This window comes from Methylobacterium sp. Leaf112 (assembly GCF_001423295.1).
GTDB lineage: Bacteria > Pseudomonadota > Alphaproteobacteria > Rhizobiales > Beijerinckiaceae > Methylobacterium.
Window position 1 is genome coordinate 25,345 of record NZ_LMNG01000006.1, and the last position, 12,541, is coordinate 37,885.

7 protein-coding genes and 1 pseudogene are annotated in these 12,541 nt (G+C 68.6%); 4 read left to right on the forward strand and 4 right to left on the reverse strand.

The window, feature by feature from the left end; translation table 11 throughout:
* Positions 1 to 115: 115 nt before the first annotated feature.
* The 3 genes from ASF52_RS04695 (at position 116) to ASF52_RS04705 (ending at position 5,275) form a co-directional block, all read left to right on the forward strand.
* The gene (locus ASF52_RS04695; RefSeq protein ID WP_056168463.1) at positions 116 to 2,785 is read left to right on the forward strand and encodes a nitrate reductase; all 2,670 of its coding nucleotides are present in this window, start codon (positions 116 to 118) and stop codon (positions 2,783 to 2,785) included.
* Between the two features lie 39 nt (positions 2,786 to 2,824).
* On the forward strand, positions 2,825 to 4,318 hold the full coding sequence (gene cysG, locus ASF52_RS04700; RefSeq protein WP_056168467.1) for a siroheme synthase CysG: 1,494 nt from the start codon (positions 2,825 to 2,827) through the stop codon (positions 4,316 to 4,318).
* Positions 4,319 to 4,696: 378 nt separating this feature from the next.
* Positions 4,697 to 5,275 carry an SCO family protein gene (locus ASF52_RS04705; RefSeq protein ID WP_056168470.1) on the forward strand — a complete coding sequence of 193 codons (579 nt, stop codon included), beginning with the start codon at positions 4,697 to 4,699 and terminating at the stop codon, positions 5,273 to 5,275.
* A gap of 59 nt (positions 5,276 to 5,334) precedes the next feature.
* Here ASF52_RS04705 and ASF52_RS04710 read toward each other — a convergent pair.
* Positions 5,335 to 6,321 (reverse strand): annotated as a pseudogene (locus tag ASF52_RS04710) (glycosyltransferase family 2 protein); the annotation flags it as partial.
* 232 nt (positions 6,322 to 6,553) lie between these two features.
* Between ASF52_RS04710 and ASF52_RS04715 the strand changes: the two are divergent.
* Entirely contained in the window at positions 6,554 to 7,183 is a 630-nt protein-coding gene (locus tag ASF52_RS04715; protein WP_056168474.1) for a hypothetical protein, read from the forward strand.
* Positions 7,184 to 7,267: 84 nt separating this feature from the next.
* Here ASF52_RS04715 and ASF52_RS04720 read toward each other — a convergent pair whose 3' ends face one another.
* From ASF52_RS04720 to ASF52_RS22840, 3 genes are read right to left on the reverse strand one after another with little or no spacing between them, the layout of a single operon-like run.
* Positions 7,268 to 9,214 (reverse strand): TniQ family protein, encoded by a 1,947-nt coding sequence (locus tag ASF52_RS04720; protein ID WP_056168477.1) that lies wholly within the window; start codon positions 9,212 to 9,214, stop codon positions 7,268 to 7,270.
* The gene (locus ASF52_RS04725; RefSeq protein ID WP_056168479.1) at positions 9,211 to 10,272 is read right to left on the reverse strand and encodes an ATP-binding protein; all 1,062 of its coding nucleotides are present in this window, start codon (positions 10,270 to 10,272) and stop codon (positions 9,211 to 9,213) included. The genes ASF52_RS04720 and ASF52_RS04725 overlap by 4 nt, the downstream gene beginning before the upstream one ends.
* A complete protein-coding gene (locus ASF52_RS22840; RefSeq protein ID WP_056168482.1) occupies positions 10,269 to 12,524 on the reverse strand; it encodes a hypothetical protein in 2,256 nt (751 codons plus the stop codon). Before ASF52_RS22840 ends, ASF52_RS04725 begins: the two co-directional genes overlap by 4 nt.
* Positions 12,525 to 12,541: the final 17 nt, after the last annotated feature.

Below are 12,541 nucleotides of genomic sequence, written 5' to 3' on the forward strand. Positions count from 1 at the left end.
CCCGACCCCCCCACCTCCAACTCCTCCCCACAAGGGGGAGGAGGGCTGGCCGGCGCTTCAGGCCCGACTCTTGCTCCCATCCATGCTGACAAAAAACCCCGCCGAGGATCACGCCATGAACGCGCACGTCCAGGCGCCCGCCCCCGTCAAAACCACCTGCCCATATTGCGGCGTCGGCTGCGGCGTACTCGCGACGCCGGACGGGCAGGGCGGGGTCGGCATCGCCGGGGACACCGCGCATCCGGCCAATTTCGGCCGCCTCTGCTCCAAGGGCTCGGCTTTGGGCGAGACCGTCTCCCTGGACGGCCGCCTGCTCCATCCGCAGGTCGACGGCGCGCGCGCGAGCTGGGAATCGGCGCTCGGCACCGTCGCGGGGTCCCTGCAGAAGATCGCCGCGCAGCACGGGCCGGAATCCATCGCCTTCTACCTGTCGGGCCAGCTCCTCACGGAGGATTACTACGTCGCCAACAAGCTCGCGAAGGGCTTCCTCGGCACCCCCCACGTCGACACCAACTCGCGCCTGTGCATGTCGAGCGCCGTGGCCGCCCATCGGCGCGCCTTCGGCTCGGACACCGTGCCGGGCTGCTACGAGGACCTCGACGAGGCCGACGTGATCGTGCTCGTCGGCTCCAACACCGCCTGGTGCCACCCGATCCTGTTCCGCCGGATGATCGACGCACGCGCCAAGCGCGGCACCAAGCTCGTGGTGGTCGATCCCCGCCGCACCCAGACGGGGGAGGAGGCCGACCTGTTCCTCGGCCTAGCGCCCGGCTCCGACACCGCCCTGTTCTCGGGCCTGCTCGTGCATCTCGCCGCCACCGGCGCCGTCGATGCGGCCTACGTCGCCGACCATACCAGCGGCTTCGACGGCGCCCTGGAGCGCGCCGCCGCCATCGCCCCGAGCGTCGCCGCCACCGCCGCCGCGACGGGCCTCGCCGAGGCCGATGTCGCCCGGTTCTTCGCCCTGTTCGCCGGTACGAAGCGCGTGGTCACGGCGTTCTCGCAGGGGGCGAACCAGTCGGCGCAGGGCACCGACAAGGGCAACGCCATCATCAACTGCCATCTCGCCACCGGCCGCATCGGTCGGCCCGGCGCGGGGCCGTTCTCCCTCACCGGCCAGCCCAACGCCATGGGCGGGCGGGAGGTCGGAGGGCTCGCGAACATGCTCGCCGCCCACATGCACTTCGCCCCCGAGGAGGTGGACCGCGTCCGCCGGTTCTGGAAGGCGCCCAACATCATCACCGGCGAGGGCATGAAGGCGGTGGCCCTGTTCGAGGCGGTGGCGCGCGGCAAGATCAAGGCCCTGTGGGTGATGGGCACCAATCCCGTCGTCTCCATGCCCCGGGCCGACGCCATCCGCGAGAGCCTGAAGGGCCTCGACCTCTACGTGGTCTCCGAGGCCGTGGCCGACAGCGACACCGCCCGGGCGACGGGGAAGAAGACCGTGCTGCTGCCGGCCTTGGCCTGGGGCGAGAAGGACGGCACGGTGACGAATTCCGAGCGCCGGGTCTCGCGCCAGCGCGCTTTCCTCAAGGCGCCCGGCGAGGCGCGGGCCGACTGGCAGATCATCGCGGACGTGGCCAAGCGCCTCGGCCACGGCGAGGCCTTCGCCTATCCCAACGCGGCCGCGATCTTCCGCGAGCACGCGGCCCTGTCGGCCTACGAGAACAATGGCACCCGCGATTTCGACATCGGCGCCCTCGCGGACATGCCCGATGCGACTTATGCGGGAACGCCCCCCCTGCAATGGCCCCTGCCGAAGCGCGGCAAGGGCCGGGCCCGCCTGTTCGCCGACGGCCAGTTCTACACCTTCGACAAGCGTGCCCGCTTCGTCGCCGTGCAGGCGCCCGCCCTGGCCCAGCCCGTCACGGAGGAACACCCCTTCGTCCTCAACACCGGCCGGGTGCGCGACCACTGGCACACCATGACGCGCACGGGAAAGAGCCAGCGTCTCTCGGCCCACCGCGCCGTGCCCTTCGTCGAGATCCACCCCGACGATGCCGCCCGCCTCGGCGTCGCGGAGGGCGATCTCGCCCGCATCTCCACGCCCCACGGCACCGCGATCCTCGAGGCGATGGTCACGGAGGGCGTGCGCCGGGGCGATCTCTTCGCCGCCTTCCATTGGAGCGACGCCACCGCGTCGGATGCCCGCGTCGGCGCCCTGGTGCGCGGCGTGCCGGACCCGGTCTCGGGCCAGCCCGAACTCAAGGCGACGCCGGCCGCGTTGAGCCCAGCGCCCTACCGCAATCGCGGCTTCCTGCTCACCCGCGAGGCGCATACCCCGCCCGCCGGCTGGTGGTGGGCGCGCGCCACGGTGGAGGGCGGGTCCGGCCTGCACTTCGCCACCCAGGAGAGCTCGCGCGCCGTCGCCCTGATGATGCGCGGCCTGTTCCAGGGCCTGGAACTCGCCGAGTACGCCGACCATGCGCGGGGGCATTACCGCTGCGCCGTCTATGACGGAGTTCGCTTGGTCGCCTGCCTGGCGCTCGCCCCGAGCGAGGCCCGACCGAGCTGGGAGGCGGCCAAGGCGTATTTCGCCGCCGAGGAGATCGAGCCCGCCGCCCGCCGCGCCCTGCTCTCGGGCCGGGCCGAGACGGCCTCGGCCGGTCCGACGATCTGCGCCTGCCACGGCGTCGGCCTCGACGTGATCACGGGCGTGATCGCGGCCGGCGCCGGCTCCGTCGAAGCCGTCGGCGTCGCCTGCAAGGCCGGAACGAATTGCGGCTCGTGCATCCCCGAGATCCGCAAGCTGCTGCCGCAGGCGCTTGCGCGCAACGCAGCATAGGCTCACTTTGTGGGTACGAAGGACCCCGATCCGAGATCCATGAGCACACCTCGCCAGCCCCGCGAAACCCGCCCCGCCAGTCCCGAATCCGCCCGCGGCGCCAATGCCGCCGGCCTCGAGCCCCTGGCCGTCCTGCCGGTCTTCGTGCCGTTGCAGGGCAAACGCGCGGTGCTGGCCGGCTCCAACGGCGGCGCGCCCTGGAAGGTGAAGCTGCTGGCCGCCGCCGGGGCGGACGTGGACGTCTACGCCCCCGAGCCGAGCGAGGAACTCCGCGCCGTGCCGGGCGAGATCGTCGCCGGCTCCGTCACCCTGCACGCGCGTCAGTGGGCGGAGGCCGACCTCCAGGGCGCGGCCTTCGTCATCGGCGCCATGGAGGACGAGGCCGACTGCATCGCCTTCGTCGCCGCCGGACGCCGGGCCGGCGCCATCGTCAACGCCGTCGACCGCCCGCATCTCTGCGACGTGAAGTTCGGCGCCATCGTCAACCGCTCGCCCATGGTGGTGGGCATCTCGACGGAGGGCGCCGCCCCGGTCTTCGGCCAGACCGTGCGCGCCCGCATCGAGGGCATGCTGCCGCGCGGCTTCAAGGCCTGGATCGGCGCCGCCCGCGACTGGCGCGAGGAGGTCACCGCCCGCTTCCACGGCTTTTCGGACCGCCGCGCCTTCTGGGAGCGGTTCACCGACCGCGCCTTCGCCGAGCCGGACCGGGCGCCCACCGACAGGGACCTCGCCGAGTTGCTGGGCGAGACCGAGGCCGCGCCGAAGGGCGGGGCCGTCACGCTGGTGGGTGCCGGACCGGGCGACGCCGAACTCCTCACCCTCAAGGCGCTCAGGGCGCTGCGCAATGCCGACGTGATCCTCTACGACGACCTCGTGGCGCCCGAGATCCTCGACTACGCGCGCCGCGAGGCCCGCACCATGCTGGTGGGCAAGACCGGGCACGGCCCCTCCTGCCGCCAGGACGACATCAACGCCCTGATGGTGCAGCTCGCCAAGTCCGGCAAGCAGGTGGTGCGCCTGAAATCCGGCGACCCCCTGGTGTTCGGCCGGGCCGGCGAGGAGATCGACGCCTGCCGCGAGGCCGGCATCCCCGTCTCCATCGTGCCCGGCGTCTCGGCGGCCCAGGGGGCCGCGGCCTCCCTCTGCGTCTCGCTCACCAACCGCGACGCGGCGCGGCGCCTGCAATACGTCACCGGCCACGACCGGCGCGGGGCGCTGCCCGAGGACCTGAACTGGGGCGCCCTCGCCGATCCGAGCGTGACCACCGTGGTCTACATGCCGAAGAAGACCCTGCGCGTGCTGCTGGAGCGCGCCATGACCGAGGGCCTCGCCCCCGGCACCCCGGCGCTTCTCGTGTTCAACGCCACCCGGCCGAACCAGACAGTGGTGGAAGCCAGCGCCATCGACCTCGCCGACCGCGTCGAGGCCTCGGGCCACGAGGGGCCGGCGCTCCTCATGGTCGGCGAGGCGCTGCGTCGGACGAGTGCGCAGGCCGCCCCCGCGATGGCCGAGCCGGACAAGCTCGCGATCTGACGGGCGCCCAGTTGCGGCGCGGCGTTCAGTTCGGCCACGGCGAACGTATCGGGCTCCGAACCGCATTCCCCATGATCGCGAAGTCCCCGCCAGCGGAGACGTGAAGCACCGCGACCCAAGAAGCTATCGTCCCCCAGAACCCATCGTCCCCAAGAACCATCGCCCACAGGGCCCTTCTGCTCCGGTGGTGACCCTGTGGAGATCCGCGGCGTCGGGAACGGAGCGAGCCCGTTCATATCGCGCGCGACGCCGGGGCCGGTTGCCCGAATCCCGGTCGCGTGGTCTTGCAGACCTGAGAATTCCGGATTCGGGATTCGCGGCTTCGGGTTCCGGATCGGTCCCGAGGGTCGCCCAGAGAATCCCCCGCCAAGGTGTCCCATGCGTCGCGCTCTGCCGCTCATCTTCTTCGCCGTCGGCCTCGTCGCCCTGGGCGTCGCCGCCGTGTTCGTTCTGGTGCCCCAGGCCAACGTCGTCGCCACCAGCACCGTCGGCGGACCGTTCACCCTCACGGATCAGAACGGGCGCCGCGTCACCGAGCGTGATTTCACCGGCCGGACGCATCTCGTGTTCTTCGGCTTCACCCATTGTCCGGACGTCTGCCCGACGACCCTGCAGCAGATCGGCGACGTGCTCCGCGCGCTGGGACCGAAGGGCCAGGACACCAAGGCCCTGTTCATCGCCGTCGACCCCGAGCGCGACACGCCCGCTGCCCTGAAAGCCTATCTGGCGAGCTTCGACCCGCGCATCGTCGGACTGACGGGCACGCCGGAGGAGATCGCCGCGGCGGTGAAAGGCTACCGCGCCTATGTCCGCAAGGTGCCGACCAAGGACGGCGACTACACCATGGAGCACACGGCCCTGGTCTACGTGATGGATGGCCAGAACCGCTTCCTCAACGCCCTCAACCTGACCAAGCCGCCCGAGGCCGCCGCCGCCGACCTCGCCAAGATGCTGTGAGCGCTCTGTCTCCGCATCGGCTTCTCCCGAGAACCGGCATTCACTTTTGGGGCTGAGGGTCAGGTTCGGTGCAGCGCCCCGCTGCGGGAGCTGCGCGACAGGCCGTGCTCGGTCTTGTTCCAGCGGTCGGGGGCGAGGACGAGTTCGACGAGCCCGAGCCAGGCACCGGCGCTGACGAGGAGGAAGTAGGCCGGCATCAGGGGCACGTAGGGCAGGAGGTCCCACCAGCCCCGGCGCACGCAGCCGAGGGCGGCCGGCAGCAGCATGGCGAGGAGGCCGGACACGAACACCGTGACCGCCGTGCCGGTGGGCAGGTTGCTCCAGAATCCCGCGACGGGTTCGACCCCGGCGAACACGAACCGGTAGGCGGCGTGCCCCATCAGGAACGGGTAGGCGAGGGCGCAGACGACGGTGCCGGGCACCAGGGCGATGGCGGCCAGGGTCCCGAACGCCCCGAGCTGGCGGAACGTCTCGCGCGGCTGACGGCCGTGGGTGAAGCTCGTCTGGATGAAGCCCTTCATCCAGCGGGCGCGCTGGTGCAGCCATGCGCCGGGCCGCGCTGGAGCCTCCTCGAAGGTGCTGCTCGGCAGGTCGCCGACCCGGTAGCCCGCCCGCGCGAGGCGTAGGCCCAGATCGGCATCCTCGGTGACATTCCACGCATCCCAGCCGTGGACGGCCCGGAGGATGTGGGTCCGGAAATGCGTCGACGTGCCCCCGAGCGGAATCGGTACGTTCCAGGCGGCGAGCGCCGGGATCAGTACATCGAACAGGGCGGCGTATTCGAGGGCGAAGCATTTCGGCAGCGGGCCGTCGCGCTGGTTGTCGATGACGAGGCGCCCCTGGAGACAGGCCGTCCTCGGGTCGCTGCGGGCGAACAGCGCGGCGGCGGCGCGGAGCTGGCCCGGATCGGGCACGTCCTCGGCGTCGTAGACCACGAGGCAGGCGCCGCGGGCGAGGGGCAGGGCGCAGTTGAGGGCACGCGGCTTCGTGCGCGGCAGGCCGGGCGGCACCACCACGATCTCCGCCCCGGGCGGCAGGGCTGCGGCTGATCTACGGACCAAAGAAGCGCTCTCGTTCCCTAGGGAATGAGCCGGTCGAGCACCAATGTTTCGACTCCCAGAGCCGCAAAGATCCGTTTTCCCTTCGTCGAAATGCGGCAGAAACGACGGTCCGTTTGTGGCTTGCCGTGGCCGATGGGACATTTGCCGCGACAGGCCAGTCCGGCCGCCACGGGAACGGCGTTCGATGCGGTACGATCACGGAACGATACAGAACCAGATGCAGGCTGCGTCCTTGCTCGACGCCCTCAAGGGGAAGCTCTCGGACGCCGCCGAGAAGCCCGAGCTCGCCGCGATCATGCAGTCCCCGAAGTGGTCGACGCACTGGCGCCTATGCAACGTCGCCGGCGTCCACGCCTACGAGACGCCGCAGGGTTGGCGCGCCGACCTGGCCTTCAGGGACCTGCCGGCCGGGGTGCCGATGCTGATCGGGAATTCGGTTCCGTGCGGATCGCGCGAGGAGGCGATGGACGGCGCCATCTTCAAGCTTTCGATCTGCGCCGAGACCGAGAAGGCATGGCTGGCGAACTTCGATGCGACGATGCGCTGGTTCGCCTTCGATGAGATCATGATGCCGGTCGACCCCGACTACCTGCCGGGGAGGGCCGCCGACCTGGCCCGCGAGGGCTACACGCAGGCTGATGCCCGCGGTCGGTTGGCATACCTCAGGCACGTCATCTCCGGCGACGAGCCGTTGACCAATGCAGCGGTGGATGCCGCCGACGAGCAGACCCGGGAGCGCCTCGTCGTCGTCTGCGAGATCGCGATGTCGCTCGGCTTGACGGAGTTCACCCTCGCCGACGGCGTCTGGGCGGAATACATGCCGACCGCCCCCGGACCGATGCAGTGACATCGGCGGTGGTCACCTGACCGGATCGGCGACCGCCCACCGCTTCCGGGTCAGCCTGTCGGATTGGATCGCGTTAGGGCCCCGTCACGCCCTGACGCGACGCGAGGCACCCGGGTGGCTCTTCGCCCAGACCGCACCACGGGGCGGGCAATCGAGCAGGGCCGCTTCGAGCGCGTCATTGCGCTCGTAGATCGCATTCCCGATCACGTTCGCATCGAATGCAGGCTGGCAGCCGGCCTCGGCCAAGCGCCGCTTCACAACACGGGGGTCTAGGTTCCGGAGGTGGCAGATGTCGGTCACGGTCTGGTACCGGCCCGTGAACGCATCGTAGCTCTCACGGGCGACGAGCGGCAGCCTTCGCCGGGTTGCCGGGCAGAATTCCGTGACGACCGTCAACCGCCCCGCGCGGATCAAGGCTTCCACGACCGACCGGCGCAGGCCGGGCAATGCCTTGGCGATCTCGACCTTGGTGAGGTTCCGGCGCCTTGGGTCGTCCCCTTGGAGGACCCGGGTCACCTCGTCGGCGTCGACCAGCAGATCCCCGTAGCGTCGGCCCCCTTGCAGTGCCCCCCTCCAAGCCAGCGTCCCGCCGAGGACGAGGCCGACCAGGTCGCCGATGTTGGTCGACGCGATGAAGCAGGCGCGACCGAAGGTGACCTGTCGTGGGGTCGGCTTCCCGACCGGGACCGCCCCCTCGAACAGGCGCTCCATGAAGGCGTCGACATCGGCTCGGGCCATGCGGTGCCGTGCCTTGTGGACCTCTCGCGACCCGAACAGCGTCCGGACGTACCCGCGGGCGATCAGTTCCAGGAGGTGCCGCTTCGGTACGTCGAACGTGGTCACCACGTCGTCGACCCTGAGTGCCGCTGCGAATTCCCTTAGTCTCTCCTCGAACACGTCCACACGGACCGTGTGACGCTGTTGGCCCGGGCAGGCCGGGGCCGGCGCGATACCCGACCTGGAGAAGATGGCGCGCAGGGTCGGATAGGATGTCCCAGAGGCCGCGGCGGCCGAGGTCAGCGTATGGAGGCGCCTTTCCTCAAGGACCTGTCCCAGGACCTGGCTACCCGCGGGGAGGGGCACGTTGTCCATGGCGTGCCGCCTGACGATGTCGCGGATGGGTTCGAAGGCCGGGTCGTCGAGGGTACGTCCCAGGAGTTCCAGGATGTAGCCGTACGTGGTCTTGATCCCGACGTAGCCGGCCGCGTGGCTCCTGGCGACGAGGGCGTCCAGGAAGCGGTCGATGTCGCCCCTTCCGCCCGACGCCACGCGATAGCCGGACAACGATGCCTCCGACATCGCCGCGATCCCGAGTTCCGACAGGGGCACGCTCCCGTCGCCGATGCCTTCGACGCCAATCGCCTCGCAGGTCGCCATTGCGGCGTGGAGAGGCATGCCATCGAGCCAGTTCGTCCGGTCACTTTCTCCTTCCAACCGACCGAGAAGCCAATGCTCGAACGCGTTCGGCTTGGCGGCGACGGCTGCGGCCCGGAGGGCATCGAGTTGCGGAAGCACTTCGGCATCCATCGCCTGCGCGAAGTCCGGAACCGTCCTCGTGACGGGTTGTGTCTCGGCAAGGAGCACCGAATGCACCCGGCATGACCGGACCTGGGCGATCAGCCATTCGAACCGCAACCACGGACGGGCGGCCAGCGGAACGTCGGTAGGAGCCTCGACGAGATCCCGATGGATGCAATGGGGACAGAAGCGGAAGCATGCCGATAGGATCGAACCCCAGGCGAACTTCTCGTCCCTGAACCGGGCGTACGTGTGCTTGGTGGCTCGGAAAGGGGTGTTTCGTGCCAGTTCCCGGCGCATGGCGACATCCAAGCCGCCCAGGTCGGCAACGCCACGCACGCCCTCCGGACGGCCGCCGTGGACATGGCGCACGGAAATGCCCGATACCCGCATCAGCGAAGCGAGGTCGACGCCGTTGAGGGCCGCGAGACGAGAGGCGTAACCGGAGGCGGGCTCCCGGTGATGGGGCGGAAAACTCCACTTCAGCGGCTCGATGGGCAAGCCCGCCGTCATCCGTTCACCTCGTCACCAGGCTTGCCGAGGTACGACCCTTGCGGCAGGCTGGCCCAGTCATCGACCTCGAATGGATTGTAGAGCTTGACCCCGGGAGCCCGGGTCTGGTTCGTCCAGGCTTGCGAGAAGTGCTCACGGGTCAGCACGGTCGTACGCAGGTCGTTGTCGAGGGCCGTATGGATGGCCTCGACGACGCCCTCGCAGACGCGCGCGTAGCGATGGCGGGTGGCATGCGCCAACCGTTCGGGCATGTCGGTTTCCCCCATGTTCCCGATGCCCATGCCGACAGCCTTGGTCATCTTCTGCAGGATGCGGACGACGAGCATGCGCTGCGTGTCCATATTCAGGTCCGGGAAATCGACCCAGCGGGATCGCCGCTCGAATTGCTCGTCGTCGATGGGAAGCTTGAGGATCCTCGGCAGCCCGGAAAGAACGAAGGCAATCGGCCATGTCGGTGAGTTCGCGGCGCCCTTGATGGCGTTGGCAAGCTCCTCGTTCTCTCCCTCCCTGCCCTTGTCCTTGACGATGTGCTGGGTCTCGTCGATGTGCACGAGCGAGACGCCCCGCTTCATCAGCGCGCCCGACAACTGGTTCCACGCGTCGCCTCGACCGGCCTTGGCGATTGGATGCCCGGCCTCGACCATGATGTTCTCCGCGAGGATGCGCGGGATCACGTAGCCCTGCAGGGAAATCGAAACGTAACGCCGAACGAGACCGTAGGACTTCCGCTCGGGCTGCAATGCCGGATATTCCCGCAACAGCCGCTCGACGGCCTCGGTCTTTCCGGCGCCACTCGGTCCGGTTACGAAAAATACGTTTGAATGCTTTCTGCGTTGCGCCTTTCTCGTCAGGTACTTCCGCATGAAGTTACCGAACGTCTCAAGGAGGACCTTGTCCCGTCCGCATTCGACATAGACCGTTTCCAGGATGTCGAGGCGTTCCATGATCGCGAGGTCCCGTGCGGGCATCTTGGCTCGCATGGCCTCGAACGCGGCGCTTGGGTCGCTGGTGTTAGGCTCGACGGCGTCGAAATCGTAGTCCTTACGACCGCCGCTCATTCGTCGTCCTCGCCATACATGTTGATCGAGTCGTCGTCCGCCGTCGTCGAGCGGGGAGAGGCGCCGCCTTCGGGCCGTCGTGCACGGGCCGGCTTTGCAACCGAAATCCCGATGCTGCCCGAGCCGACGTCGCCATTCACGGGCGCACCGGAGGGCGCGGGCTTCTTCTCGCGCCGGATGGCGCCACCCTTCTCGACCAGCTTGACCAGGGCGTTGAGTTGCTCCTCCGAGACCACGTGCGAGGGAACGCCCGCGCGTCTGCGGGCCTCTTCGGCCTCGGCCATCAGGTCGAGATGGGCGGTGAGCCGGAACGGGTTGCCGGCTAGCTTCTCCTGCTTCTCGTAGCGGCGAAGGGCACGGTTTTCCTTCAGCCATTCGGCCAGGTTAATTCCTTCCATGCCGTCGGAGTCGAAGTGCAGGTAGGCGCCCTCGTTCGGAAAATGGTGCCGGAGGTCGGGCGGAACCCTGACCAGGATGCCGAACATGTTGCAGGGGTCGGTCACGATGGTGACCCGCCGTTGGCCGAGGTACCCCCGCAGCTTCGCCATCAGGTCGTGGGTGTAGACGGCGTGGAGGTAGGTGACGCCGTCGACGCCAACGACGCGGTTCGGCACCGCCAGACCGAAGGCATGGAGCCTGCCGTAATGGTCCGGCGGCGGCCGCAATTCCGGCCACTCCCGCTTTTCGGCCGTGTTGTACCGCCACGCCTGGTAGGGACGCTCGCCACCCAGGCCGGTGTGGGTCTTGTGATGGTATTCATCGACGATGAAGCGAACGAGACGCTTGTAGACATCCTGCATGAGCAGGCTGGCCATCGCCTCGGACTGGTACTCGCCCTTCTCGACGATGTTGGAGAAAGACTGCCCGGTAAAGATCCGGCAGAACCTCTTGATGGTCTTGAAGAACGACTCGATGGTGCCGCGCGAGCGCGGATCGGTGCCCGGCAGAAGATGTTCGACCTGGAGCTTTCCGAGCGTGGTGTGGAAGTCGCCCTGGAAGGCCGACCCGCCATCCGTCGCCACCGAGAGCGGCCTTGCCATCATGGGCCAGTCGCTGACGCAATCCGCATACGCGGCCGCCGCGGCCTTGTTCACCACGATGCTCTGCATCGCCGACTTCGATCCGGCCGCGGATGGTGCGAAGGGCGTGACGTGCAGGCCGACGATGCACTTCGTGACGGTGTCGATGGCGACCGTGACGGTGCATCGGACGCTGTGTCGGTTCTTGTCGAGCGTCCGCAACGCCTTCCTGGCGCCGGGGGTCACGACGTGCCTGGTATGCTTGTGCCTGAGGATGGCGAACAGGTCGAAGGTCCAGTCGTCCATCTCGACGCGGTCCATGCGTGCGAGCTTCGTCAGACCGTCGACCGTTACCACTCCCTCGCCGACGGGGTTGTACTTGAGCTCGGCCTTCTTGGCTCCGAGATGGGCGAGGTCGATGAGGATCGGCGGCAACTTCTTGATGCGGCGGCGAATGGCCTTGTCGCCTACGGAGACGTGGCATTCGGGCGGAAGCCGGCGATTCAGGATCATGAGTTCCGCCTCGACCCGGGTGAAAACGTCGACCGGCTTGATCCTGTTTCCCGTCGCGAACTTGCGGACCTCGCGCTCGACGATTGCGAGCGCCCGGGGATCGAGTTGCCGCCGGTTGCCGCACTTCTCGTATTGGGGTCGGAACGCGCCGGGCTGATGGTCGCCCTTATCGAAGAGGTCGAGCCATTCCTTCAGGGTGGTGGCGCCCGGGTAGTCGTAGGGCTTGCGCGGATACCCCGCCTTCAAGCGGCCGACCGGTCGCGACTCGTCGAAGGTGTCGATGTACCAGCGATGGACCAGCTCCCGTTCGCTGGCGATGAAGGCGGCCATGTCCTCCGGGGTCTTGTTCGGCCGCGTCTCGTACCCTTCGGCGCCGATGCGGGCCTGATTGAATCGGACGCACCACTCGACCTTCCAGGCGATTGTACGAAGCTGCTCCTCGTTGAGGTCCGAAAGGTCGGACAGGTCCGTGCCGGCGGCTCGGTCGCGCAGCAGTTGGTACGCGTGTGAGTAGAAACCTTCCTCGATGCGGATCTTCCGGGCGCTATGCAGCCGGACGTATTCCTCGTCGGTCAGCGGCTTGATCGACGTGTCGATCACAGCGTTGTCGATGACGAGGCGCAGCAGGTTGGCGCGCCCCTGTCGCCCGGCCGGTCGATAGTGGACGCCATCGATGGTGATGCGGTCGTTGTGACCGAACGCGTATGCTTGTGCGGACATTTCGCTCGTTCTCCGGC

Bases quoted from the DNA above. Each gene is read 5' to 3' on its own strand.
- ASF52_RS04695 (WP_056168463.1), top strand. From the start codon at position 116: ATGAACGCGCACGTCCAGGCGCCCGCCCCCGTCAAAACCACCTGCCCA.
- cysG (WP_056168467.1), top strand. From the start codon at position 2,825: ATGAGCACACCTCGCCAGCCCCGCGAAACCCGCCCCGCCAGTCCCGAA.
- ASF52_RS04705 (WP_056168470.1), top strand. From the start codon at position 4,697: ATGCGTCGCGCTCTGCCGCTCATCTTCTTCGCCGTCGGCCTCGTCGCC.
- ASF52_RS04715 (WP_056168474.1), top strand. From the start codon at position 6,554: ATGCAGGCTGCGTCCTTGCTCGACGCCCTCAAGGGGAAGCTCTCGGAC.
- ASF52_RS04720 (WP_056168477.1), bottom strand. From the start codon at position 9,214: ATGACGGCGGGCTTGCCCATCGAGCCGCTGAAGTGGAGTTTTCCGCCC.
- ASF52_RS04725 (WP_056168479.1), bottom strand. From the start codon at position 10,272: ATGAGCGGCGGTCGTAAGGACTACGATTTCGACGCCGTCGAGCCTAAC.
- ASF52_RS22840 (WP_056168482.1), bottom strand. From the start codon at position 12,524: ATGTCCGCACAAGCATACGCGTTCGGTCACAACGACCGCATCACCATC.